General features: G+C 34.5%; 27 protein-coding genes. 9 read left to right on the top strand and 18 right to left on the bottom strand.

The window, feature by feature from the left end:
- Positions 1-35: 35 nt before the first annotated feature.
- Together tonB and ACWPWK_RS00130 are read right to left on the bottom strand one after the other, a co-directional pair.
- Positions 36-743 (bottom strand): TonB system transport protein TonB, encoded by a 708-nt coding sequence (gene tonB / locus ACWPWK_RS00135; protein WP_109372381.1) that lies wholly within the window; start codon positions 741-743, stop codon positions 36-38.
- 112 nt (positions 744-855) lie between these two features.
- Complete coding sequence (locus ACWPWK_RS00130) at positions 856-1,038, bottom strand: YciY family protein (RefSeq protein WP_036913581.1); 183 nt, start codon at positions 1,036-1,038, stop codon at positions 856-858.
- Between the two features lie 305 nt (positions 1,039-1,343).
- Here ACWPWK_RS00130 and cls point away from each other — a divergent pair, with 305 nt between their 5' ends.
- Together cls and ACWPWK_RS00120 are read left to right on the top strand one after the other, a co-directional pair.
- A complete protein-coding gene (cls, locus tag ACWPWK_RS00125) occupies positions 1,344-2,804 on the top strand; it encodes a cardiolipin synthase (RefSeq protein WP_109372382.1) in 1,461 nt (486 codons plus the stop codon).
- A 95-nt stretch (positions 2,805-2,899) separates the two neighbouring features.
- Positions 2,900-3,229, top strand: coding sequence for an HI1450 family dsDNA-mimic protein (locus ACWPWK_RS00120; RefSeq protein WP_375165166.1), 330 nt, complete (start codon positions 2,900-2,902; stop codon positions 3,227-3,229).
- 347 nt (positions 3,230-3,576) lie between these two features.
- On the opposite strand, the gene ACWPWK_RS00115 is transcribed toward ACWPWK_RS00120, so the two are convergent.
- From ACWPWK_RS00115 to ACWPWK_RS00090, 6 genes are all read right to left on the bottom strand, one after another.
- On the bottom strand, positions 3,577-4,008 hold the full coding sequence (locus ACWPWK_RS00115) for a carboxymuconolactone decarboxylase family protein (protein WP_109372384.1): 432 nt from the start codon (positions 4,006-4,008) through the stop codon (positions 3,577-3,579).
- A 186-nt stretch (positions 4,009-4,194) separates the two neighbouring features.
- Entirely contained in the window at positions 4,195-4,476 is a 282-nt protein-coding gene (locus tag ACWPWK_RS00110; protein WP_109372385.1) for a putative periplasmic lipoprotein, read from the bottom strand.
- 169 nt (positions 4,477-4,645) lie between these two features.
- Positions 4,646-5,101 carry a GNAT family N-acetyltransferase gene (locus ACWPWK_RS00105; RefSeq protein ID WP_109372386.1) on the bottom strand — a complete coding sequence of 152 codons (456 nt, stop codon included), beginning with the start codon at positions 5,099-5,101 and terminating at the stop codon, positions 4,646-4,648.
- 197 nt (positions 5,102-5,298) lie between these two features.
- Complete coding sequence (locus ACWPWK_RS00100) at positions 5,299-5,835, bottom strand: Ail/Lom family outer membrane beta-barrel protein (protein ID WP_109372387.1); 537 nt, start codon at positions 5,833-5,835, stop codon at positions 5,299-5,301.
- A 483-nt stretch (positions 5,836-6,318) separates the two neighbouring features.
- A complete protein-coding gene (locus ACWPWK_RS00095) occupies positions 6,319-6,636 on the bottom strand; it encodes a hypothetical protein (protein WP_109372388.1) in 318 nt (105 codons plus the stop codon).
- A 68-nt stretch (positions 6,637-6,704) separates the two neighbouring features.
- Positions 6,705-7,001 carry a putative quinol monooxygenase gene (locus ACWPWK_RS00090; protein ID WP_109372389.1) on the bottom strand — a complete coding sequence of 99 codons (297 nt, stop codon included), beginning with the start codon at positions 6,999-7,001 and terminating at the stop codon, positions 6,705-6,707.
- Between the two features lie 298 nt (positions 7,002-7,299).
- Between ACWPWK_RS00090 and leuE the strand changes: the two genes are divergently transcribed.
- From leuE to ttcA, 3 genes are all read left to right on the top strand, one after another.
- Positions 7,300-7,941 carry a leucine efflux protein LeuE gene (leuE, locus tag ACWPWK_RS00085; protein ID WP_109372390.1) on the top strand — a complete coding sequence of 214 codons (642 nt, stop codon included), beginning with the start codon at positions 7,300-7,302 and terminating at the stop codon, positions 7,939-7,941.
- A 271-nt stretch (positions 7,942-8,212) separates the two neighbouring features.
- Positions 8,213-8,761 carry a 4Fe-4S dicluster domain-containing protein gene (locus tag ACWPWK_RS00080; protein ID WP_109372391.1) on the top strand — a complete coding sequence of 183 codons (549 nt, stop codon included), beginning with the start codon at positions 8,213-8,215 and terminating at the stop codon, positions 8,759-8,761.
- Between the two features lie 323 nt (positions 8,762-9,084).
- Complete coding sequence (gene ttcA / locus ACWPWK_RS00075; protein ID WP_109372392.1) at positions 9,085-10,008, top strand: tRNA 2-thiocytidine(32) synthetase TtcA; 924 nt, start codon at positions 9,085-9,087, stop codon at positions 10,006-10,008.
- Between the two features lie 307 nt (positions 10,009-10,315).
- Here ttcA and zntB read toward each other — a convergent pair whose 3' ends face one another.
- A complete protein-coding gene (gene zntB, locus ACWPWK_RS00070; protein WP_109372393.1) occupies positions 10,316-11,299 on the bottom strand; it encodes a zinc transporter ZntB in 984 nt (327 codons plus the stop codon).
- A 378-nt stretch (positions 11,300-11,677) separates the two neighbouring features.
- Between zntB and ACWPWK_RS00065 the strand changes: the two genes are divergently transcribed.
- Together ACWPWK_RS00065 and ACWPWK_RS00060 are read left to right on the top strand one after the other, a co-directional pair.
- On the top strand, positions 11,678-12,019 hold the full coding sequence (locus tag ACWPWK_RS00065; RefSeq protein ID WP_109372394.1) for a DUF4377 domain-containing protein: 342 nt from the start codon (positions 11,678-11,680) through the stop codon (positions 12,017-12,019).
- Positions 12,020-12,323: 304 nt separating this feature from the next.
- Complete coding sequence (locus ACWPWK_RS00060; RefSeq protein ID WP_109372395.1) at positions 12,324-12,884, top strand: Ail/Lom family outer membrane beta-barrel protein; 561 nt, start codon at positions 12,324-12,326, stop codon at positions 12,882-12,884.
- 565 nt (positions 12,885-13,449) lie between these two features.
- On the opposite strand, the gene ACWPWK_RS00055 is transcribed toward ACWPWK_RS00060, so the two are convergent.
- Complete coding sequence (locus ACWPWK_RS00055) at positions 13,450-15,069, bottom strand: peptide ABC transporter substrate-binding protein (RefSeq protein ID WP_109372396.1); 1,620 nt, start codon at positions 15,067-15,069, stop codon at positions 13,450-13,452.
- Positions 15,070-15,292: 223 nt separating this feature from the next.
- Between ACWPWK_RS00055 and tpx the strand changes: the two genes are divergently transcribed.
- Positions 15,293-15,796, top strand: coding sequence for a thiol peroxidase (tpx, locus tag ACWPWK_RS00050; protein ID WP_109372397.1), 504 nt, complete (start codon positions 15,293-15,295; stop codon positions 15,794-15,796).
- A gap of 68 nt (positions 15,797-15,864) precedes the next feature.
- On the opposite strand, the gene tyrR is transcribed toward tpx, so the two are convergent.
- The 8 genes from tyrR to pspA form a co-directional block, all read right to left on the bottom strand.
- Positions 15,865-17,430: a transcriptional regulator TyrR gene (gene tyrR / locus ACWPWK_RS00045; RefSeq protein WP_109372398.1), complete on the bottom strand. Its 1,566-nt coding sequence runs from the start codon at positions 17,428-17,430 to the stop codon at positions 15,865-15,867.
- Between the two features lie 153 nt (positions 17,431-17,583).
- Entirely contained in the window at positions 17,584-18,003 is a 420-nt protein-coding gene (locus ACWPWK_RS00040) for a hypothetical protein (protein ID WP_244313560.1), read from the bottom strand.
- Positions 18,004-18,538: 535 nt separating this feature from the next.
- The gene (locus ACWPWK_RS00035; protein WP_109372399.1) at positions 18,539-19,582 is read right to left on the bottom strand and encodes a YcjF family protein; all 1,044 of its coding nucleotides are present in this window, start codon (positions 19,580-19,582) and stop codon (positions 18,539-18,541) included.
- A complete protein-coding gene (locus tag ACWPWK_RS00030; protein ID WP_109372400.1) occupies positions 19,579-20,973 on the bottom strand; it encodes a YcjX family GTP-binding protein in 1,395 nt (464 codons plus the stop codon). Before ACWPWK_RS00030 ends, ACWPWK_RS00035 begins: the two co-directional genes overlap by 4 nt.
- On the bottom strand, positions 20,954-21,208 hold the full coding sequence (locus ACWPWK_RS00025; protein ID WP_109372401.1) for a phage shock protein PspD: 255 nt from the start codon (positions 21,206-21,208) through the stop codon (positions 20,954-20,956). Before ACWPWK_RS00025 ends, ACWPWK_RS00030 begins: the two co-directional genes overlap by 20 nt.
- Positions 21,209-21,327: 119 nt before the next feature.
- Complete coding sequence (gene pspC / locus ACWPWK_RS00020; protein ID WP_109372402.1) at positions 21,328-21,684, bottom strand: envelope stress response membrane protein PspC; 357 nt, start codon at positions 21,682-21,684, stop codon at positions 21,328-21,330.
- Entirely contained in the window at positions 21,681-21,914 is a 234-nt protein-coding gene (gene pspB / locus ACWPWK_RS00015) for an envelope stress response membrane protein PspB (protein WP_023582319.1), read from the bottom strand. Before pspB ends, pspC begins: the two co-directional genes overlap by 4 nt.
- A 36-nt stretch (positions 21,915-21,950) precedes the next feature.
- Positions 21,951-22,619, bottom strand: a complete 669-nt coding sequence (gene pspA, locus ACWPWK_RS00010; RefSeq protein ID WP_109372403.1) for a phage shock protein PspA — start codon at positions 22,617-22,619, stop codon at positions 21,951-21,953.
- 214 nt (positions 22,620-22,833) lie between these two features.
- Between pspA and pspF the strand changes: the two genes are divergently transcribed.
- Positions 22,834-23,759: phage shock protein operon transcriptional activator (gene pspF / locus ACWPWK_RS00005; RefSeq protein ID WP_454208105.1), on the top strand; the 926-nt coding region annotated here is incomplete at its 3' end.

The raw sequence follows: 23,759 nt of genomic DNA, 5'->3' as shown, positions 1-23,759 counted from the left end.
GATATCGCTTTGTTTAACGGCTAACTTTATAAAAATTAGCTTGCTGATACCCCTGTCATTTTGAACTCAATGAGAACCACTTTTCCTTTATAAGGAATTTTTTCATAACGCCATTGACGCATCGCTCTTTTAACATCTCTTTCAAATACATTCTTAGGATCAGCAGAAAGTATTTCTACATTATCTACTCGCCCATCAGCATCAACATCAAAACGTACTTTTATAGATCCTTCAATACCCACGGCTTTTGCTCTCTGAGGATATTCAGGTAAACCTTGGCGTACTGCATTGGGTACTTTGCCTTCACCACTGCTTGCCACTGCAACCGGTTTTTCATCGCCTTTATCACTTGGCTTTGCCGTCGGGTTAAGATTTTTGAGATCATTACCTTTATTAACAACTAAAGGTTGTGGTCGCTCAACAGGCGGTTTCGGTTTATCCACAGGTTTAGGCTTAGGTTTTGGTTCTGGTTTTTTCTCTATTGGTTTTTCGATAATAGGTTTTACATCAGGAATAGGTTCTGGCTCGGGTTCTGGCTCAACAACTGGCTCAGGTTCTGGAGGAGTGACTTCTTCAACCACAGGCTCTGGTTCGCCTGCAGGCTCATCTGCTGCAAATGCCAACATCTGTATAGAGATAGGCTCAGGTGTAACTGGCTTATCTTCGACAACATATAACATCGCAGCCGCAACAAGTGAGGCATGTAGACAAAGTGATATGAGTACCCAAAGCTTCCAACGCATAACTGATCTTATTTCACCTAAAGAAAAAATATGCCCCTAGTTTAAATGCAAATAGCAATCATATTCAATAACGTTTAACAAAATGATTGATATTAACTGTTAAAAAGTGAAATTATGAGTTCCATTCTATGTGTTGTACAAATAAAAGTGCTCTATGTTTTCTAGAAGTATCAAGTTTACGCAGTTTATAAATTCGGAAATTACGACGAGATTGCCCTTCTAACCATCGACGTCGTTTACGTATAGCTTGTCTCATCATCCGCCAACGAGCTACTTCAGTCCTACTGTGTCTCATGCTATCAGCACCTATTTTTTCGAATAAGTGGACTATTATAAGACGTTCATTTTGTGATCCAAGGGGTGATTTATGATTTGCTTGAATTTCATCCATTATTTAAGCATTTCTCACAAAGAAAAAATGAATAAAGAGTTGTATCTTATTGCTTATTTGATGCTTATCTCTTAAGAAAGAGATTTGACAGAGATAATAATCCTGATTTAATAGCAACATTCGGCAAATAACAAAAATAATGAACTATTTTTAGTAAATTGCCTTCAGCTTATCCATGCAATTCATTTTCAACGGAAAATAGCTCTACTATGACAACATTTTATACTGTATTAAGTTGGCTAACCTTTTTCTTCTATTGGCTATTAATTGCGGGGGTCACATTTCGTGTCCTAATGCATCGACGACCAGTTACATCAACAATGACATGGTTATTGATCATCTATATTCTGCCATTAGTCGGGGTTATTGCGTATTTTGCTTTTGGTGAATTACACCTAGGAAAACGACGCGTTGAACATGCTAAACAGATGTGGCCTTCTGTTGTTGCGTGGCTTGAAGACTTGAGGAAATGTAAGCATATTTTTGCTACAAGTACGAGCGATATTGCGACTCCTCTTTTCCAATTAACCGCTAAACGCCAAGGTATTAAAGGTGTTAAAGGTAACAAAATTGAACTTTTAACCACCTGTGAAGATTCACTAAATTCAATTACACGCGATATTAATAACGCTCGTGATAACATTGAAATGGTCTTCTATATTTGGCAATCAGGTGGTTTAGTCGATGAAGTAACCGACGCCTTAATCAGAGCCGCTAAACGCGGTGTAAAATGTCGAGTTATGGTTGACTCAGCTGGAAGCTGGAACTTCTTTCGTACCAAAGGTCCAGACGCAATGAGAGCCGCGGGTATTGAATTTGTTGAATCACTGCATGTTAATTTATTCCGTTTCTTCTTGCGCCGCATGGATTTGCGTCAACATCGAAAAATCGTATTGATCGATAATTATATTTCCTACACAGGGAGTATGAATATGGTCGATCCTCGTTATTTCAAACAAGATTCCGGTGTCGGTCAATGGATTGATATTATGGTAAGAATGGAAGGTCCCGTTTCTACCACATTAGGGATGATTTATGCCTTTGACTGGGAAATGGAAACAGGTGAACGCCATTTACCACCTCCTCCTGATGACAATATTATGCCTTGTGAGCAAGAAAGTGGTCATACAACACAAGTTATCGCATCAGGCCCTGGCTTTCCTGACGAGCTTATTCAACAATCCTTAATTACAGCCATTTATTCCGCAAGAAAAGAATTAGTGCTCACAACACCTTATTTTGTACCTAGCGATGATCTTGCCCATGCAATCTCAACCGCGGCGATGCGAGGTGTTAATGTGAGTATTATTGTTCCTCGCAGTAATGACTCTTTCCTAGTACGTTGGGCAAGCCGTTCATTCTTTACAGAAATGCTGGAATCTGGTGTAAAAATATTCCAATTTGAAGATGGTTTATTACATACAAAAAGCGTGATGGTTGATGGACAACTTAGTATGGTAGGTTCAGTTAACCTTGATATGCGTAGCTTATGGTTAAACTTTGAAATCACTGTTGTCATTGATGATGAAGGCTTCGGAAGTGATTTAAGCATTGTGCAATATGATTATATTGCTCGCTCTACAGAATTGACACTAGACGAATGGGAAAAGCGCCCTTTCTTAAATCGTGTATTAGAGCGCATCTGCTATTTCTTTAGCCCTCTGTTATAATCAAGAAGGTAATAAAAATAGGCAATAGAATATTTTGCTAAATGAGCAAAAATGCTATACAAACAACGCGATAATTATTGGAATAATAGACAGGCATTACCATGAATGAACCAACCTTAATCAGTGAAGACGATGCTTTAGAACAAGCTTATGATCTATTTTTAGCTCAAGCAGCTGATAATTTAGATGTTGCAGACCAATTACTCTTTAACCTGCAATTTGAAGAAAGAGGCGCAGCTGAAGTGGTTCCATTAGGTAATGATTGGCAATTTATTGTTGGCCAACCTGTCACATCAGCCCGTTTTAGCGAAGTGATTATTGGCCTTGCTCCAGATGATGATTCCGATATTGATGATATTTTTGGTCGAGTCCTGATTAGTCGCGATCCATTACAACCTATGTTCCATATTATTTGGAAATCATAATCACTTAATCTTCACCTGCTTATATTTTAGCAGGTGATTTTTTATTTCAGAGAGAAATAAAATGAGTGAAAGTCACTTTATTATTGATACTATTTTTACCTTAGCTTTCTTGGGTGCCTTTTACTGGTATATCTGCGTAGCTATTATTATCGTCATGCTCTATGCCACAATAAAAACAAAAAAAACGTTATTTCGTATCTTATTTATACTCATTGCTTTATTTTTTGCTTATTTACCTTTCATGCAATACCTCTGGTAAAAATTAAGCAAATAAAATCAAAAGCGCCCTATCAGCGCTTTTCTCTTGATCATTATTTGGGGCATATGATTTGCGTAGATAATACTAATTACTGACGCAAACTCACAGCGATACGATTAAAGGCATTCATTAATCCAATTGCCAATGTCAGATCACTCATTTCTGTATCTGTAAAATACGCTTTAACCTGCTGATAAATATTATCATCCGTACTTTTTGCTGAAATATTACTGACCACCTCTGCCCATAGCAATGCAGCTCGCTCTTTATCAGTAAAACGTTCACTCACTTGCCAACCATTTAGTGCATCTAACTTATTTTGAGCAACACCATGATTACGCAACGAATTATTGTGCATCTCTAAACAAAAAGCACAGCCATTGATTTGAGACACTCTTAAATAAACAAGCTCGATCAACGTTATATCCAGTGAACTACCTTCTAGTGCAGTTTTACATTGAATTAAGCCAGCATAAGCTTTAGGACTGAGTTTTGGGTAAGATAAGCGAAGCTTTGACATAATTTCCTCTCGATTCACAATAAAGATAAACCCACAACTAACTGTATATAAAAACAGTAATAATATATTCAATTTATAGCGATGGGTTTATCAATTTTGTGGTATTTGCGTTTAGAGGCGATGATCTTCAGTATAAGTAACTTAATTTACGACTTATTCTTTATTAGTTATTACGCGTAATATCTGTTACTCAAAGCATTTAGATGGATGAGCAATAGTTAAAAACATTGTGCCCTCTCTTGTAAGTGTACTGTCTTGTTTTATTGGTGGTGATTTGACCATTCTATCTATTTCAGTTGAAGAAAATTTATTACTTGCTTCATTATAAAAACACAAACATTGATCTTTACTCACATTACTATAGACACTTAATGTATCCATACAATATTCAATAAATTTATTTTCTCTTGATTCAGAGCAAGCGGGTAGTAAAAATAAAGATAAAATAACAATTAAGGCTTTTTTCATAACTATTCCAATGTTGTGTTAGATCTATTTAATTATGAAAAAATTATTTCATTAAAGCAGAAGGTTTATCACGATATAAATCAAACTTGGGTGAATAATTATTATTTGCACAAGATAAAAAGAGAACTTTCACTTTTCTCCTTATTTTTTATCTTTAATATTCCTTTATTTAGTATTTATACTTATTTTTATTTAATCTTAAATGTAACAATGGAAAAGGATTGCCTTGTCCATCTAATTCTGAACGCCCTATTTGCTCAAATCCAATATAAAGATAAAAGCCAATTGCCTGAGGATTTTGCTCATTTACATCTAACTCATCAATATGCAATGTATTTATCGCGAAAGTTGTAAGTAATTTACCACAACCATGCCCTCTAGAATTCGCATCGACAAAAAGCATTTCTAACTTATTTTCTGCTGTGCCTAAGATCCCATGAATAACATTATTATTGTCTATCGCGATATAGGTATTAAGCATAGGAAAATACTGTTCTACAATATCTTTTTTAAGCGAGAAGATAATATCTTCAGATAGAAATGTATGCGTAGCTCTAACTGAAGATTCCCAAACTGCTATCATTTCATCATAGTGTGAAGATTCTGCTTTTATTACAGTTAACATAATTCTCTCTCCATAAAATATGGCATCTTAAAGATCCTTTATTGACAGTCAAGTGACCCGAATAAAAAACACACATTTAGTGTATATTAAATGAGTTTTGATAAGTTAATATCCTACATATAGTGATGCATTTACATTTGTATTCACAAAAAGGCCACATAACGTGACCTTTTAAAAAATTATTTATTAGCTTAAAATTAGAAGCGGTAACCAACACCTAATACCCAAGTACCAAATTTTGCATTATCTAATTTAGAATATTCATAAGATGCATCAATTGCTACGTTTGGGATTGGATTAATTTGTAAGCCTACCCCATAAGCCATAGACGTTTTGCTGTATTCGTCATTAACATAATAATATTTATCTTCTTGGCTAACGTGACCAAGCCCAATTAAACCATATGCACTAAAGTAATCATTAAAACGATAGCTAGGCCCAGCCGTTAATGAAACATAATCAATTTCAGTTGAACCAATTTTTCCCCAGCGGCTATAATAATTATAAGTCAATTTTGTGTACGTCAGTGATCCAATAAAACCCCAATCATTATCAAACTCGTGATTGTATTTAAAGTTAATTCCTTTAGGTTTATCATCGATTTTATAATCACCCACTTTAATTGAGCTCTGAGCATAACCTACGGATAAAGTATTATCTAATGCTGCTTGTGCATTAAAAGAAAGTGTAGAAATAGCTAACAGTGAAGTAGAAAGAAATAAATTACGACTCATCTTTATTCTCTATATAAAAAAGGATAGACAAATGGAACTAAATTAGAATTTAGCTCTCTTATTAAATTGAGTGCAATACTCAATAAAAATTATTGATAAATAATACGTTATTTATAATATTTTATAAAGAAAATCTTATGATTAGAGCTACAATTAAAACACCATTCGCCTCAACAATAAACTTACCTTATTTTTTGCTATTATTAATGGAATATTAAGATCATAACGTTATGAAAAAGACTAATTTTGATTTATCATTAACTTCAATCGCAGTTTAAATATGATTTAAACCACGATTGATATTCTATTTTTAGAGATAACAAAAATAAAAAACACTCGCTAAGTGAAATTAATTTACTTTAACCTCTGGAGCATTGATTAATATTTAATTAAAAGCTTAAAGTGGTATTTAAAATAAATTATTTTATTAATTTTAATAGGTATAAAAAAGCCATTTATAAAGTAGCTTTTTTATACGACTAATCATACATTATTAGCAAGTTGCATTTTTAACCAAAAACTTTGCTGGCATAAATTAAAAAATTCTTTTCTACAAGGAGAAATCGGTTTGTTATTCGACTCTACAATTTCCCAAGTTATCCAATGTTCTGGACATTGAGCGTCATTATCATAGTGTTCTGTTTCTATCTCTTCTGTGCATTTCAAGATGACACCATCAGAAAATAACCAAGTATGAGTTGCCCTGGTTATTTCTGTTAAGTTATCCAAAAAATTCTGAGTACTTAAAATTTGATAGCTATCTTCTTGGTTTACAATTTGAGATATATACTTCGCTAACATCACCTTCTCTCTTGCCTTACTTCTTATTATTTAGTGTACCCATTATAAATGAGTCTAGTTTTATTACTTTATTTTTCATCAAAAGCATCCGCCATAAGTAAAAATTTAGGCTCAGCTTTTTTATATGCATTAATCATAGGGACTAATCGCTGAAAATGTTCACTAGCACAATGCACATCAAGCGCAGTATGATCTGGCCATTGTTCAATAAAGACAAAGTGACCAGGATCTTTCTCATCAACATATAAATTGTAGCTAATACACAGAGGCTCTTTCTTAGTCGCCTCAACAAGTTCGCGATAAAGAGGTAAAACAATTTCTATCGCTTCTGTTTTAATAAAATCTTCAGCAATTACTTTTAACATCACATTTCCCTTACCGTAATTGATCAATACAAAATACTGTATAAAAACACAGATAAATATAATCGAGTTAACTTAAGAGATCTACTCTCTTTACATAAGAAAATGGCATCTTTTTTAAATGCTAACAATAGAGTGTAATCCATTGAAGTGATAACAGAGTGCTGTTTCAAACAGAAAGCAGTAAGCATCAAACATTTATCTTCTATATGAGTGAAAATATGCATTTAAATAATGCGGATTCTCTTTATATAATAGCAATTCATTAAGTAATACAGAGAAAGTAGGATTGGGGGTTAACGTGTGGCTTGAACAATTTGGTGTACTCAATATCTGGACATACCTCGCAGGCATGTTTTTTATTATCCTCGTTCCTGGCCCTAATACACTCTATGTGCTAAAAACAAGCGCATCAGGTGGCGTCAGTGATGGTTATCGTGCTGCATTTGGTGTCTTTTTAGGTGATGCCATTTTGATTTTTCTCGCCTTTATTGGTGTCGCATCTGTTATAAAAGCCTCTCCAGTACTCTTTACTATTGTCCGTTTTTTAGGTGCTTTTTATCTCCTGTATTTAGGAATAAAGATTATCCATGCGACTTTTTTCTCCAAAAAAGTACATTCAGAACAAACAACAACGGTACAGAAACACGTTTTCAGAAAAGCGCTTACATTAAGTATGACCAATCCTAAGGCGATCCTATTTTATATTTCATTTTTTGTTCAGTTTATCGATTTTAATTATGCACATACCGGATTATCTTATTTAATTCTCGCTTCCATGCTTGAAGCGTTTAGTTTTATCTATCTCTCTTTTCTAATATTTGGTGGTGTAGCCCTTGCTCGTTTCTTTGGCTCACGTAAAAATATCGCAAAACTGGGTAATGGTGTTATCGGGCTTTTCTTTATGGGATTCGCAACTAAATTAGCAACATTATCATCATAGTTTTTAATAACAGATATCCATTAAAGAAATGGCAATCGAAATAAGATTGCCGTTTTTTCATCTACGATTATTTACGTATATTATAAAGTCTTATTCCTATCATTTTATTAAATACTATTCATTCTCATTTGATTTTAAGTTTAAAAACCCCTTTTTTATTTAGTTGTTATTATTTGACCTTATTTATTAGAGATAATCTTGATTAATATTACTAAAATAAATCATCAAACATTATATTATAAGTTATATAACCCTATAAATAGGTATTGAGATGAATAGCCAAATTGTTATTGACTCTAAAAAATGTATTGGCTGTAAAACATGTGAAGTTGTTTGTTCAGTCGGTCATACATCAGAAAAGGATGGAAATGATTTTCTCAATAAAAAGAATTTTCATCCAAGGATCCGCATTATTAAATTAATGCATCAATTTACAGCTTCTGTTTGCCATCAATGTGAAGATGCACCCTGTGCCCAAGCTTGTCAGACAAAAGCATTAGTGCGTGGTGAAAATTTTGTCGAAACACACCCTGAAAATTGCATTGGATGTAGAGCTTGTCTTTTAGCTTGCCCATTTGGCGCCATTGAACTTGAGAAAAAGGCGCATTCGGTACCTACTTATTGTTTAGATCTTGGTCAACAATTTCAAATTGATATCGTTAAATGTGATTTATGTAATCATAGAGAACAAGGCCCTGCTTGTGTTGAGTTTTGTCCTCAAGATGCCTTAATTTTTGTCTCTGATAATGAATTGTCACAATTGACTGCTGAACGTAGAAAAAACTCTATTTTACGTGAACTACCAACGATACCTTATTAAAGTCTATACCTATTAATAATCACCACGTGATACAAAAAGTTTATAGCCTTATTCAGTTTATATAAGGCTATTACTTCTTACTTTTTACCGCCTTGAAATCGCTTAACTGTAGTTATCTATATCGAAACCACCCTACCATCTGGTATCATTGACGACTTATCAATTTTCTTGCCATAAATAACTTTGTTTTTCACACAACTTATTACTTGACCCTATAAGATATTTTATATATTTATCATATTGTTAAGGCATCAATCCAGCGAAGAACAAAGCCTTGGTTAGCAAGTTACAGAATAATCAGCAACGATATAGAACCGTAAAAAATGAGCATCCCAAAAGAGCAGTATAATTTCAACAAACTACAAAAACGCTTACGCCGTGATGTTGGGCAAGCTATCGCTGACTTTAATATGATTGAAGACGGCGACAAAATCATGGTCTGCCTCTCTGGTGGTAAAGATAGCTACACGCTACTTTCTATCTTAATGAATCTGCAAAAAAGTGCGCCAATTAATTTTTCACTTGTTGCAGTCAATTTAGACCAAAAACAACCCGGATTCCCTGAGCATATTTTACCTGAGTATTTAAATGAACTTGGTGTGGAATATAAAATTGTTGAAGAGAATACCTATGGGATCGTTAAAGATATTATTCCTGAAGGTAAAACAACCTGCTCTTTATGCTCACGTTTACGTCGTGGTATTTTATATCGCACAGCGACAGAACTTGGTGCAACTAAAATTGCTTTAGGCCACCATCGTGATGATATTTTAGAAACATTATTCTTAAATATGTTTTATGGTGGAAAACTTAAAGGTATGCCACCTAAATTAATGAGTGACGATGGCAAACAAATCGTTATTCGCCCTCTTGCTTACGCTCGTGAAAAAGATATTGAGCGTTTTGCACAAGCAAAGCAGTTTCCAATTATCCCTTGCAATCTTTGTGGCTCACAACCGAACCTCCAACGTCAGGTTATTAAAGAGATGCTAAGAGATTGGGACAAGCGTTACCCTGGTCGTATTGAAACCATGTTTAGAGCAACACAAAATATTGTCCCATCACACTTATGTGATACTCAATTATTTGATTTTGTGAATATCAAGCATGGTGATGAAGTCATTAATGGTGGCGACTTAGCTTTTGATAAAGACGATATTCCAGCCATTCCAGTGATGTTCCAAGAAGAAGATGATGAACGCCCTGACTTTAGCAAAAACAAACTCGATATTGTTGAAGTGAAATAATGCACTCCCTCCTAAGCCTTGCATTCAGGGCTTAGGATTTTTATGACTAAATAATCGCCAATAATAAATTTAAGCAAAAAAAAACCGATGTTAATAAACATCGGTGTAATAATGGTCAATTATTCTGTATTAAGAACTCAATATGAGAAAAACTACAATTATGGAGCACAACGTTCATCGCTCAACGTTGTATTCACCTGCGAGAGTTATAATGCCAGATGTTCTATTTTAAAAAATTGATATATCTCAAACAGGGTTAGAGAATTCTTTTTTAAATCCATTTAGTTACGATTAATTTGCTGAAATTTTACAACCATCTACTACGCTTTAACCACCAAGTAACAATCACAATCAAAACAAAGAGAGATAAACAAAAAATGGTAAAACCATAAGGAAATTCATTTCCAGGTATGCCACCTAAATTGACACCAAATAGCCCTGTTAGAAACGTTGTGGGTAAAAATAACATCGCCATTAGAGACATAGTATAAGTACGTCTATTCATCGCATCTGCCATCATTGATGTTATTTCATCTGCAATCACCGCAGTACGGGAAATACTACTGTCCAAATCTTCTAAACGTCGAGAAAGTCTTTCTGAGATTTCTAACATCGTGACTCTATCGCTATCACTCATCCACGGTAATTTTTCAATAGAGAGTCTTGAAAATACATCTCGTTGAGGTGCCATATAACGACGTAAAACAATTAACTGCTTTCTTAATAATGCAAGTTCACCTCTTGCTGGTATTTGTTGATCGAGGATCATATCTTCCAATTCAATTAATTGGTCATGAAGCGTCTCAACAAATTCGCCTATTTCATCAGTCACTGCATCAGCCATTGTAATTAGCCAATCACCGCTATTTTCAGGACCATTACCAAGTTCTAATGTATGAATAACAGAATCTACAGAATTGACTCGGCGGTGGCGACTTGAAACAATTGTTTGGCTGTTAATATAAATTCTAAAAGCGACAAGCTCATCGGGCCGATCATTAGGATTATTATTAATTGTTTGCAAATTGATGACGATACCTTCACCAATGCGTTGTGCTTTTGGTCTGACGTTCTCTGCAAGTAATATATCTTTAGCAATAGGTGGAAGTAATTCTGTCTCTTGTATCCATTGAGCACTTTGTGGCTTGCGGTAATCTAAGTGCACCCAATATGGATTTTCATTTGTTGCAACCGTCTCGGCCGTGATTTCTGCTGCTCCTCCATGCCCATTAAGTTGTGCTGTATAAATAGCATCTGAATCTTGTATAACAGAGTCATTAATTGTTTTCACTTAGCTTCCTCCATAACTTTTACTTTAAAAGTAATACTTGAATTAAATACTCAACTGTCAAATATGATTAATCTACCTTCATTTTATAACGCTATGTTTTGAACCATTATTCTATACTTTTTTTCTAGTTAACTGTATATCAGCACTATTTTTGTTTCATTTATCTAAAATATCTAATTATCTTTATTACTTTAGGATTATTACACTAAATTAAATACTGATAGTTGCGTTAGTATATTAATACTTAGAACAACAGCAGGTAACTTATTTTATTTTCAGGAAAAAAGTTACCTACTGTAATTTATAATAACTATCTAACTGGTGTATACTAAATATTCTTTAATGCATTTGTTGCACCCTAAAAATAAGGTCATCAATATGAAAAAATTTATCGCTATTCCTTTATTTTTGCTTTTGGCTGGATGCAATGATGCAACTTCAACTGAAAGTGCAAATACAACATCATCTACGGGAACAACAAAAACGCTTCTAGTGGACTCACAACTGTATGATTGTGTGGGTGTCGCGCCAATGAAGTGTATGAAGGTGAAAGAGCTGCCTTCTGGAGAATGGTCCCTGTTCTATCAAAATATTGACGGTTTTGAATATAAAGCAGGCACTGAATACACATTAAAAGTTAATGTTACAGATATTCCTAACCCACCAGCAGATGCATCAAGTGTGAAATATACACTGATTGAAGTTGTAGATAAAAAGTAGAACATCGTACTAAAATCTGGCTCACAATAGGTATTAAAGCTTATTGTGAGTATTTTACCTATTACGCTCAATTTCTACTCCCTTCTATTTAAGTAATTTCTCATCATTTCATTGCACCATCATTAAAATAATTAATAAATCTTATGCTATTTAATAATTAGCTATTTATAATAGTTTGATTTTTTATTGAGTTTAAAAATAAGCACTCAAACTTTTTTTAAGAGTAATTTCAATCAATTAATATTGAAATCGACATTTATTTTACTAAAAATGGTGTTCTACACATCAACATAGAAACTCCATAATGAATAAATTAGTCCTTATTTTAATTAGTTTAGCTTTATCTTATTCCTCTACATTACATGCCTATGATAAGACGCACACCCTCTCTGGTGGCTATATTTATGGCAAAATAAAAGGTGACATAGCAAAAGGTGAAATAATCAGTTATCGTTATGAAACAGAAAATGCTTGGGGAATATTAATTTCTCTACTACGTTTAAATGCCAACCATAAAGAACATTTTATTGATCCTCGTTTTACCATACCTTCAACAATAAAATACCGAACTAAAACCACAGGACTATTAATCGGCCCAACTTATAGAATAACACCTGAAATTTCTGTTTATGCTCAAATGGGGCCTAATAAATTAAAGCATCAGGAAGATAAATATCATCCTAAAATAAATACAACAGATTCCCATGTAATTAATACAACAAGTGTAATTGGTCAAATTGGCATCGATTATAATCCTGTTAAGGATATCTCATTTAGCTTGGGCTATCTTTATTCTGATTCCACAGCTAATAAACGTCATATTGAATTAAATGCCTTACAACTCTCTTTGGGATATCGTTTTTAAATCGTGTTGACAATCTGTAGTGTCATTTAACACTTACAAAAAGAAAAACAGATATATTCATTTATAAAACCATCAAACACCATAACAAAAGCATTAATTGTTGTTATAATTAAGAATTTATAACTACAAATAAACAAAAATACGATATTTAACATCAAGCGAATTGCACAATTAGTCAAAACAATGTCGCAAAAATGTATTAACATCCTACTTGCAATGTTTATTCCTTTTGAGTCTCCTTCTGTTTTCATAACAGAGGGATTTTTTTGTTATAAATATTTTATTAATCACTGTAACAGTTAGATACAATAAAAGGCGTGCAAAGAAAGTATTAACAATATAATTTATATTTAGATAATAAGTTACCCTGCTTTATTTTGCTACGCCCCTTTCTAAAAGGGGTTATTTTTTCTTTTTTTATTACTTATCCATTATCTATTTTCAGCAAAAATCTTATATGGATTAAGTAAAAATACCTTTTTCATCTCTATCGTTTTATTTTTTCTATAAAAAAACACTCAATTAAATTGAGTGTTTTCTGTTTATGTTAAAATAAAGAATTGAATCAATGTTTCAATATATAAAGTGTATGGCTATAAGCAACATCTTCTGGGTTCTCAATGGGATAACCTTTTAACCACGGTTTTATCAAGCGTCCATTTGTGTATTGATAAATAGGTGCGATTGGTGCATCTTCAGCAATTATTTGCTCAGCACGGTTATACAGACTGTTTCTTTCGTTTGTATCAATAGTCATACCAGACAATGTTAATATTTCATCATATTGCTTATTCTGGTATTTAGGGATATTACCAGCGTGTTTAGAGCCTAATAAGCTTAAAAAAGTAGAAGGCTCGTTATAATCGCCAACCCATGATGCTCTTATAACATCAAAATCCCCAGAATTTCGGCTATCAATATATGTTTTCCATTCCTGATTACGTAATTCGACTTTCACGCCTAACTTTTTCTTCCACATAGAAGCAACTGCAATAGCAATTTTCTGATGATTCTCTGAATTATTGTATAGCAATGAGAGTGTTAATGGATTATGAGGGCCATATCCCGCAGCCGCTAATAAGATCTTAGCTTGACTATCTAATTCATCTTGATTGTATTCATCATAAATTGTAGGTTCTGGGGTAAAGCCCGCCGTTACATCAGGTGTAAAACGGTTTGCTGATTTCTCCCCTGTTCCTAATACTTTATCAGTGATAATTTTTCTATCTATTGCCATCGCTAACGCTTTACGTACACGAATATCTTTTGTTGGCCCCGATTGGGTATTAAAAGCATAATAATAAGTTCCTAACTGGTCAGGAATATAAACCTCATTAGGAATATCTTTCATTAATTTATGATATAAATTTTTCGGGAATGACTCTGTAATATCAATATCACCCGCTAAATAACGCTTAGTCGCATGTGATTCATGATTAATCGGCACAAAAGTGACTTTGGTTAATACTGTATTTTTATGATCCCAATAATAAGGATTTGGCGTTAATACGATCTTCTCATTAACGACTCTATCTTTTAAAACAAAAGCTCCATTTCCGACTAAATTGCCAACCTTAACCCATTCAGTGCCATATTTTTCAATGCTATGATGAGGTACAGGATATAACGAAAAATTAGTCGTTAAACTTGGAAAATATGAGACTGGTCGTTCTAATGTCACTTTTAGCGTGTTTTCGTCAAGTGCTTCCACGCCTAATGATGTCGGTTTTAATTTTCCATCAATAATCTTTTGTGCATTTTCAATAGATGCAAGTGATGCATACCATGCAAAAGGTGAAAGATTCTTAGGGTCAACTAACCTTTGCCAGCTATAGACAAAATCTGTTGCGGTTACCTTCTCACCATTAGACCATTTGGCATTATCGCGTAAAGTGAAGATCCACACACGATTATCTTCTGTACGCCAACTTTGAGCAACACCCGGAATGGGACGACCATGCTCATCTTCTATCGTCAACCCTTCAAATAAATCACGTTGCACTTGAGCTTCTGTTAATCCTACTGCATTAATAGGATCAAGTGATGCTGGCTCATCTTTTAAATGTCGAACTACTTCTTGCTTTTTATCGAGTATCGTTCCTGCGGGGACTACTGCCGCATTTATCTGCGATATGAGTAATCCTTGAACGACAAGTGCACATGAGATGACGAATATTTTGCGCATGTCTGTTTCGTCCTGTAATCTGTATGAGAATAAACTGCACAATTATAAGAGCCTGATAAAAAGGCACAATCACTGATTACAAATATTTTATAAATTTTTATGTTTTTAGTGATGACTATGCCAATAGTGGCAAATTTTAATAATGGTTAAGCATTAACGAGAATTATCGTTAATACTGAGTATTAATAACAGTTAGTCTGACAACTAATAAAGGAGAACAACAATGGCACATCAAGTTACTTTACAAGGAAATGCAGTGGCACTATCGGGTAATTTCCCAGCAGTAGGTCAAAAAGCTGCGGATTTCTCTCTTGTTGGTAAAGATCTTAATGATGTTTCTTTAGCGAATTTTGCAGGTAAACGTAAAGTTCTAAACATTTTTCCAAGTGTAGATACTGGTGTTTGTGCTGCAAGTGTTCGCCAATTTAACAAAGTTGCAAATGAATTGAATAACACGGTTGTTTTATGTATTTCAGCTGATTTACCTTTTGCTCAAGCGCGTTTTTGTGGCGCGGAAGGCTTAGATAACGTTGTGACATTATCTACAATGCGTGGTGCTGAATTTAAAGAAAACTACGGTGTTGCAATTACATCAGGTCCATTAGCTGGCTTAACAAGCCGAGCAGTGATTGTTTTAGATGAAAATAACATGGTTATCTACACCCAGTTGGTTGATGAAATTACAACTGAACCCAATTATGATGATGCGTTAAAAGCACTGAAATAATACTGATAAAAAAATAGACGAGTATTATGCTCGTCTATTTTTATTATGCACAAAATCTTACTACTCAATTATTCTTCAGACTTATCACTCTTTTTATTCGTAAGATTATATTCTCTTAGCTTATTCGCAATAGCGGTATGAGAAATACCTAAGCGTTTCGCTAATTTACGTGTACTTGGATAATCACGGTATAAACGCGTTAAAATCGAAGCTTCAAAGCGTTTTGTCATTTCATCTAACGAGCCTTCTAATAGATTCTCATCAAATAATGTTTCATCCATGTGCTCAGGTAACGTAATATCTTGAACACGCAATGTATTTCCGACTAACTGTGCCATTGCTTGATAAACAGTATTCCGTAATTGGCGAATATTACCTGGCCAAGAATATTGCATTAAATAATTTGAGAAATCAGTAGAAATGGACGGGACACCCACCTTTTGTTCTTGGCAGTACTGATTAATAAAATGAGTTGCCAACGGAATGATATCGTCCTTTCTTTCCCTTAATGGCGGTAATGTTAATGTTAATACGTTCAAGCGATAATAGAGATCTTCTCTAAATAATCCCTTTTGTACTAATTCCCACAAATTTTTCTGAGTAGCACAAATAATGCGCACATCTACATTCACTTCTTCTTCTTCACCCACTCGACGGAACGTTCCATCATTTAAAAAGCGTAGAAGTTTGATCTGCATCTGCGGTGACATTTCACCGATTTCATCAAGTAAAACAGTACCGCCATTAGCTTGCTCAAAAAAGCCCTTTTTTCCTTCAATGGCATTAGGATAAGCACCAGCTGCATAGCCAAATAACTCACTTTCAACAACATCATCAGGCATTGAAGCGCAATTTAAGCCAAGAAATGGATATCTTAAACGGCTACTTAGTAAATGGCAGGCTTTTGCTAATAAATCTTTTCCTGTACCTGTTTCACCCACTAATAACAATGGATCATTCATTATTGCCATTTTCTTTGCACGAGTAATAAGCTGCTTCATTTTAGGTGTTACGGCAATAATTTGGTCAAACCCACTTTGATCGTTAGTCACTAATCTAGGGTAATTATAAATAATTTCATTATATTTCAGTAAAACAAAAGCCCCAACGCAATGATTATATTGGTTATCGTCTGTCAGTTTAATTGGGACTATTTCCATTTCAAAATTCTGTTTTTTCACAGTAATAGGCACCTTTTGAATAAAGTGCTCTTTTTGTTCTAAAAAACGATGAATATTAAAATTTGGGATAAATTGGTTAAATGTTTTCTCAGCGTGATCATCTGGAGATAAACCAAAAAGCTGTCTTGTCGCAGGATTAAGTAATTTGACCTTACCCTTGGTATCAATAGAAAAAACAGGTACAGGAACAGATTCTAATAATGTCCAAATTGCACGATGTTCTTGCTCTGATGGCATAAATGCAACAGTACGTACATCAATAACACCATTTATTCGACGTATCTCCGCCATAAGAGGCTGAAATATATTAAAATCTATCTGTGAGAAATTCAGGTAAATAAGACCAATTGGGAATATTTCAATTCCACGCAAATCAATATTTTTTAATACGAGCAGATCTAATAATTCACGGGTTAACCCGATGCGATCTTCACAAGTGACCTCTAAACGCATTATAAACCTTCTTAATACTGAGTGACCCTGAACTAATTCTAGATATTATACATAAATATCAACGAAATAAAGAGGATTGTCAGCAAAGGTTGACACCACTAGCATTTATTTTTACACAACTAAATCAATCTCCTAATTTTTAAGCAAGATTATTTATGCTTTAAAAAAACCGAATAACGAAAATGAAGAGGTTTTTATTATTTTTTTTAGTTCAAAATCGATAAGATATTCCACGTCCTTTACCAAAGGGCTTAATTCTCGACGGATCACCTTTTTGATAGTTTTACATCCATTATCAAAACAAAAGAGGAGATACTCTAATGCGTTTATTGCCTTTTCTTTCTTATCCGACTCAGTCAGATATTCAAAAAATTGGGATATCTCTTTTATTTGAAATGACTTAGGTTGCTTTTGATATTGTCTTTTTTTAATCTCACTGATCGTTTCATCAAGAATAGGGATTAAAATACTTAATTGGTTGTCAATGTTTGAAACATTAAACTCTGAACTCAGGTAGAGTTGACGTCTTGATTTAGAGAGTTTTTTTATTACTGAAATTTGTATTTCTTTCATTTTTTAACCTTCTTAGAATAATTATTTATTAACTATTTTCTATTTTTTATAAATAAAAAACCGTCTCTGTTTATTAAATAACGAATAACTTACAAATTAGATGTTTGAAAATATATTAATAGAATAGGTCTGCGATACATTCTTGCGGTAACATTTAACGCTATTTATTAAACCAAACTCAAGACTATTTTCTTTCAAAAAAGGAATATTTTGATTAAAATTACAAATATTTCACTAGAGGAAAACATATTAATCTTTATATACAAATAGTTACAACCATCTCAAATTTTGTAAAAATTGACTCTTTTTAAAATTTTTTATCACGATAGTTCCCATTTAAAACAATAACATTATTAGTAATAAAATTATAAAAATACTTTATAGCATTTGATGACTTATTTTAAAATAATATTTTATCATCTTTCTTATTAGGGCTATTTTATATAAATAACACTTTGCCAATCTTTATACAAAAAAACCGCGGAATGACTTCTGCGGTTTTTATTTAAAATTATTAAAAGGTGAAAATAATAATTTATTCTTTTTTCTTACTACCAATAGTATTTTTTAATTTTCCAATTAGCTCTTTTCTAAAATCGCCTAGCTTAGGTTTATTATCGTCAATCCAAGGTAAAGGACGGCATAATTCCATTGCTTTTATTCCTAAACGCGCTGTTAATAAACCTGCGCCAATACCTTGAGCGGCTCTTGTTGATAATCGTGCTGCAAGATCTTGTGAAAGCCAGTCCATTCCAACTTCTCTAACCAGTTCTGTCGCACCCGCAAATGCGATATTGACTAGAACAAGGCGAAAGAGTTTTAGACGACTATAGTAACCTAATTCGATACCGTAAATTTCTGCAATACGATTAATTAAACGAATATTACGCCAACCAATAAAAGCCATATCAACCATTGCCAGCGGACTGACAGCAATCATTAAGGTTGACTCTGCTGCAGAACGACTAATTTCAGCTCTAGCTTGTTTATCCAAAATAGGTTGAACAAGTTGACTATAAAGTTCTAATACTTCCTTGTCGTTATGGGTGTCGTGTAATGCACTTTGCCAACGAATTAATGCAGGGTGTTGTGAGCTAATACCCGCTTGTTTAGCGAGTTTTTCACAAAATGGCCGACCATTCCCCATCGCATGGCTATAAAGTAACTCTTTTGCTTTATCTCTTTCATCTGCCCGTTGACGTAAACGATAAATACGGCGCCACTCTGTTATCACTGATCCAATCCCAGCAACAACAATTAACCCACCCGCACTGGCTGCACCCAACGCAATCCAGTCAGAATTTGCCCATGAGTCATAAATCCACTGTCCCGTTTGGGCAATAACACTGATCCCTAAAATGGTACTTGCAATCGTTAATAAACGTTTCCAGAGACTTTTTTTCGGTTTTAAAATTGATTGAACATCACCTTCTAATTGCCCTTCATTCTCTTCATCCAATTGTGGATCAATAGGCAAAAATTGCTCATTTTCATTAAAGCCAACACCTTTTTTCAAGGTGATTTCTTCTTGAAGTATCGGTTCTTTAAAATCAATTCGTGATTTTAATGGCTCCGTCATTTTAATTTATCCCCTAACAAAAACTCCATTGCACTATCCATACGAATATGAGGAACCGCACTATCTCTTGATATTTGTTGCGGCCTAAAAGATTCGAAACTAAACCCTTGTTTTTCCCAAAATGTTTTTTCAGGTAATCGCTTAGGAACCTCACCGGGAAAATATACTAATGGTGTGTTATCGCTTAAACGAAAACCTTTTAAGGCTGGTATTTTTTCGCCATGATGATCAACAATCCCACTTTCAGTTGCCGCAATAGAAGCTAGTCCCATGCAATCTATACTGATCCCCTCAAAAATAGCATTTTGTTTAGCGTCTTGAATAAGCTGTTGAAGCAATGACACTAAGTTTTCGTGTTGATCAACCGTGATATGGTCGGCTTTTGTGGCTGCAAACAGAAGTTTATCGATACAAGGTGAAAATAAGCGTCTAAGTAAAGTTCTTTTTCCATAATGAAAACTGCGCATTAATTGTGTTAATGCTTGGCGCATATCATTAAAAACATCTGCACCTTGATTTAAAGGTTGTAGGCAATCAACCAAAACAATCTGTCTATCAAATCCTTGGAAATGATCACGATAAAAACCTTTTACAACATGCTGTCCATAATATTCATAACGCTGTTTTAGCATACCAATATTAGTGCGTTTATCTGCATTCTTTAATTTAGCAATATCATATTGTTGCAAATCAGCCCAAGGAAAAAACTGCAAAACAGGTGCTCCTGCTAATTCACCAGGTAATACAAAACGTCCAGGTTGAATAAAGTGAAGCCCTTCTTCCTTGCACGATAATAAATAGTCTGTGTAAGCGGAGGCTATATCAGCTAATAACGTTTCATCAGCTGGCGCAAAAGGATCACATTTTTTAAGGAGTAATTGCCAATGCTGTTCTGGTGATGTTCTTTGGCGATTGACCTTATTCATTTGCTCTGACCATTCAAAATAGTCTTGCTCAAGCATAGGTAAATCTAATAGCCATTCGCCGGGGTAATCAACAATTTCTAAATAAAGAGAAGATGTTTCTTTTATAAAACGTGTTAAAGATTCATTCGAGCGATAACGTAGTTGTAAACGAATTTCGCTGACCCCTTTTGTAGGAACGGGCCAACTTGGCGGTGTATGATAAAGAGATTCCATTCCCTCATCATAAGTAAAACGAGGAATATTTAAATTATGTTGAGGAATGCGTTTTACACCTAGTAGTTGTTTATTTCGTGCAGCCGAAAATAGTGGTAAACGCGCGCCTGTATGCACATTAATAAGTTGATTAACTAAAGAGGTAATAAATGCTGTTTTACCACTTCGACTTAATCCAGTTACGGCCAAACGAAGATGTCTATCAACACCACGATTAATAAAAGCTGTAAGTTCATTTTGTAGGCGTTTCATGTTTCTCCCAAGACATTTGACGCGATAGCTTATTAAAACCTGCTTTGATAATAGGTTCAGCTATCAATAGAACCAGCCAACGTAACGGTTTGCTACTTACTCGTTTTAATATACCGCCTGTGATTGCGGCTGGCCCAAATAAAGTGAATAACATTAACCCAAATGTTAACCCTTTTTTGGCTAATTGGGCGAGTTTATTTGTTTTTAAAGAAACGAATACTTGATTGAAATTCACAATAGGCTCCTCAATCAGAAATTTTATTCTCTCACAATACAAGCGTTGAAAAAGATAAACGGGCTGAAAGAAAGACGCTCCTAAAATGGAGCGTCTTATCAGATTAAATGGCAAAAATATTACAAATCTCGAAAACGTTTATTTAACTGATAAGTAGAAGAAGTAATATAACGTTCCATTTGTTGTAAACGTTTTTCACCTTGCATCAATTGATTATCTACCCCGCTTAAAATGTCTTTTAAGCTCTCTTGCTGATTTTCACCTTGCTGGTAATTAGCAGGAGCTGGCTCCATGAAGAAACTTAAAACAAAATAAGCAACAATAGTTAAACCGAAAAAACCAGCAAACAGCGCAATCACCGCAATAACCCTGATAAGCAAAACAGGAATATTAAAATAATGGGCAAGCCCAGCACATACACCACGGATCATGCCCTCTTGTGGCAAGCGATACAATTGTTTGCTTTGCATCGTCATTGTGATTGCCTCCAGTTAGGATGTTCTGCATCAAGTATTTGTTCTAACGTCTTAATGCGTTCCTGCATTTGCTGAGCTTTATCCACCAGCGCGCTCAGTCGCTGCATTTCTTGATGGGTTAACTGAACATTACCTCCACCTTTCTGACTGTTGTAGTGCAACCACAACCAAATAGGGAGAATAAATAAAACGAAAATTGTCAGTGGTATTCCCAGAAATATATAGCCCATTACATATCCTTTATAAGATGGTTATTACGCTTGCTGTTACTCTTTATTGATATTGATTTTAGCTTTTAATGCCGCTAATTGCGCGCTAATTTCATCATCAGCTTTTAATTCAGCAAACTGTTGCTCTAAAGATTTTTCCTTTCCTAAACCATAACTTTGAGCTTCACCTTCCATATGGTCAATACGGCGTTCAAATTGTTCAAAACGCGCCATTGCTGCATCCATTTTACCACTGTCTAATTGGCGACGAACTTGGCGAGATGAATTTGCTGCTTGATGACGCACAACTAAAGACTGCTGTTTTGCGCGTGTTTCAGTTAGCTTGTTTTCTAATTCGCTAATTTCGCCTTTTAAACGAGTTAGCGTTTCATCAATAATAATCAGTTCGTGTTTCAATGTGTCATTAACTGATGCTACACGTTGTTTTTCGATTAATGCTGCACGAGCTAAATCTTCCTTTTCCTTGATAAGAGCTAACTCTGCTTTATCTTGCCAATCTTTCATCTGTTTTTCAGCTTGTTCGATACGGCGCTCTAATCCTTTCTTTTCAGCTAAAGTGCGTGCAGAAGTTGTACGGATCTCAACTAACATATCTTCCATTTCTTGGATCATTAGGCGGATCATTTTTTCAGGATCTTCCGCTTTATCTAATAAAGAAGCGATATTGGCATTAATAATGTCAGCAAAACGTGAAAATATACCCATGATGTTATCCTTAATAGCTATGCTAATTAGTGACGTTAAATTATTTCAGTAATGGCGCACTGTCGTAACGCCGGCATACTTTAGTTAATACAATTTGCGTGCCAACTTTTAAAATTCACTTAAGCTATTAATAATAGGTAATTTATATTGTTCGCCTATTTTTCGAACACCTGATAGACTGGTAAAAAATACCTCTATATGGTGAATTTAACCAATGAATGAGAATTTAGAGACAATAATCGGCGTTGATAGTCAATTTATTGATGTATTAGAACAAACCTCAGCACTTGCTCAATTAAAAAAGCCTGTATTAATTATTGGTGAACGAGGTACAGGCAAAGAGTTGATCGCTCATCGATTACACTATCTTGCTCCTTGGTGGCAAGGACCTTTTATTTCAATCAACTGTTCTGCGCTCAATGACAATTTACTTGATTCTGAGCTTTTTGGTCATGAAGCAGGCGCTTTTACTGGTGCTAGAAATCGCCATCAAGGGCGTTTTGAACGTGCGGATGGAGGTTCTCTTTTTCTTGATGAACTGGCGACTGCTCCCATGCTTGTGCAAGAAAAGCTTCTGCGCGTCATTGAGTATGGTCATTTAGAGCGCGTTGGGGGAAGTCAATCTCTGCATGTGGATGTTAGGCTTATTTGCGCGACAAATGCAGATTTACCCGCAATGGCGGAAGAAGGTAAATTTCGTGCCGATTTACTCGATAGATTGGCGTTTGATGTTATTAGACTCCCGCCATTAAGAGAGCGACGTGCAGATATTATGTTGCTTGCTGAAAACTTCGCTATCTCAATGTGCCAAGAGTTAGGTTTACCTTTTTTTCCTGGTTTTAGTGATAGTGCGCGCCAAGTGCTTTTAGATTATTCATGGCCAGGTAATATTCGTGAGCTAAAAAATGTTGTTGAACGCTCAGTTTATCGTCATGGAACCTGCGACAACGTACTCACTAATATTATTATTGATCCCTTTGCTGGCCTTCAGTCGCCAAAAACCCCCACATTAAAAAAATCACCAAAAGAAAATTTTTCACTACCCATATTACCGTTGGATTTACGCCAGTGGCAAAATGATGTAGAAAAAAAATTAGTAAATAGTGCATTAAAAGAGAGCTTATATAACCAGAAAGAGGC

It is taken from the genome of Proteus sp. Marseille-Q3619 (genome assembly GCF_965283115.1).
Note: the sequence above shows the minus strand (reverse complement) of the source record. Positions and strands in the feature narration are given on the sequence as shown.

What these genes read in the sequence shown, in the direction of transcription:
- tonB (WP_109372381.1), bottom strand. Translation starts at nt 743, where the DNA reads ATGCGTTGGAAGCTTTGGGTACTCATATCACTTTGTCTACATGCCTCA.
- ACWPWK_RS00130 (WP_036913581.1), bottom strand. Translation starts at nt 1,038, where the DNA reads ATGAGACACAGTAGGACTGAAGTAGCTCGTTGGCGGATGATGAGACAA.
- cls (WP_109372382.1), top strand. Translation starts at nt 1,344, where the DNA reads ATGACAACATTTTATACTGTATTAAGTTGGCTAACCTTTTTCTTCTAT.
- ACWPWK_RS00115 (WP_109372384.1), bottom strand. Translation starts at nt 4,008, where the DNA reads ATGTCAAAGCTTCGCTTATCTTACCCAAAACTCAGTCCTAAAGCTTAT.
- ACWPWK_RS00110 (WP_109372385.1), bottom strand. Translation starts at nt 4,476, where the DNA reads ATGAAAAAAGCCTTAATTGTTATTTTATCTTTATTTTTACTACCCGCT.
- ACWPWK_RS00105 (WP_109372386.1), bottom strand. Translation starts at nt 5,101, where the DNA reads ATGTTAACTGTAATAAAAGCAGAATCTTCACACTATGATGAAATGATA.
- ACWPWK_RS00100 (WP_109372387.1), bottom strand. Translation starts at nt 5,835, where the DNA reads ATGAGTCGTAATTTATTTCTTTCTACTTCACTGTTAGCTATTTCTACA.
- ACWPWK_RS00095 (WP_109372388.1), bottom strand. Translation starts at nt 6,636, where the DNA reads ATGTTAGCGAAGTATATATCTCAAATTGTAAACCAAGAAGATAGCTAT.
- ACWPWK_RS00090 (WP_109372389.1), bottom strand. Translation starts at nt 7,001, where the DNA reads ATGTTAAAAGTAATTGCTGAAGATTTTATTAAAACAGAAGCGATAGAA.
- ACWPWK_RS00080 (WP_109372391.1), top strand. Translation starts at nt 8,213, where the DNA reads ATGAATAGCCAAATTGTTATTGACTCTAAAAAATGTATTGGCTGTAAA.
- ttcA (WP_109372392.1), top strand. Translation starts at nt 9,085, where the DNA reads ATGAGCATCCCAAAAGAGCAGTATAATTTCAACAAACTACAAAAACGC.
- ACWPWK_RS00065 (WP_109372394.1), top strand. Translation starts at nt 11,678, where the DNA reads ATGAAAAAATTTATCGCTATTCCTTTATTTTTGCTTTTGGCTGGATGC.
- ACWPWK_RS00060 (WP_109372395.1), top strand. Translation starts at nt 12,324, where the DNA reads ATGAATAAATTAGTCCTTATTTTAATTAGTTTAGCTTTATCTTATTCC.
- ACWPWK_RS00055 (WP_109372396.1), bottom strand. Translation starts at nt 15,069, where the DNA reads ATGCGCAAAATATTCGTCATCTCATGTGCACTTGTCGTTCAAGGATTA.
- tpx (WP_109372397.1), top strand. Translation starts at nt 15,293, where the DNA reads ATGGCACATCAAGTTACTTTACAAGGAAATGCAGTGGCACTATCGGGT.
- tyrR (WP_109372398.1), bottom strand. Translation starts at nt 17,430, where the DNA reads ATGCGTTTAGAGGTCACTTGTGAAGATCGCATCGGGTTAACCCGTGAA.
- ACWPWK_RS00040 (WP_244313560.1), bottom strand. Translation starts at nt 18,003, where the DNA reads ATGAAAGAAATACAAATTTCAGTAATAAAAAAACTCTCTAAATCAAGA.
- ACWPWK_RS00035 (WP_109372399.1), bottom strand. Translation starts at nt 19,582, where the DNA reads ATGACGGAGCCATTAAAATCACGAATTGATTTTAAAGAACCGATACTT.
- ACWPWK_RS00030 (WP_109372400.1), bottom strand. Translation starts at nt 20,973, where the DNA reads ATGAAACGCCTACAAAATGAACTTACAGCTTTTATTAATCGTGGTGTT.
- pspC (WP_109372402.1), bottom strand. Translation starts at nt 21,684, where the DNA reads ATGACGATGCAAAGCAAACAATTGTATCGCTTGCCACAAGAGGGCATG.
- pspB (WP_023582319.1), bottom strand. Translation starts at nt 21,914, where the DNA reads ATGGGCTATATATTTCTGGGAATACCACTGACAATTTTCGTTTTATTT.
- pspA (WP_109372403.1), bottom strand. Translation starts at nt 22,619, where the DNA reads ATGGGTATATTTTCACGTTTTGCTGACATTATTAATGCCAATATCGCT.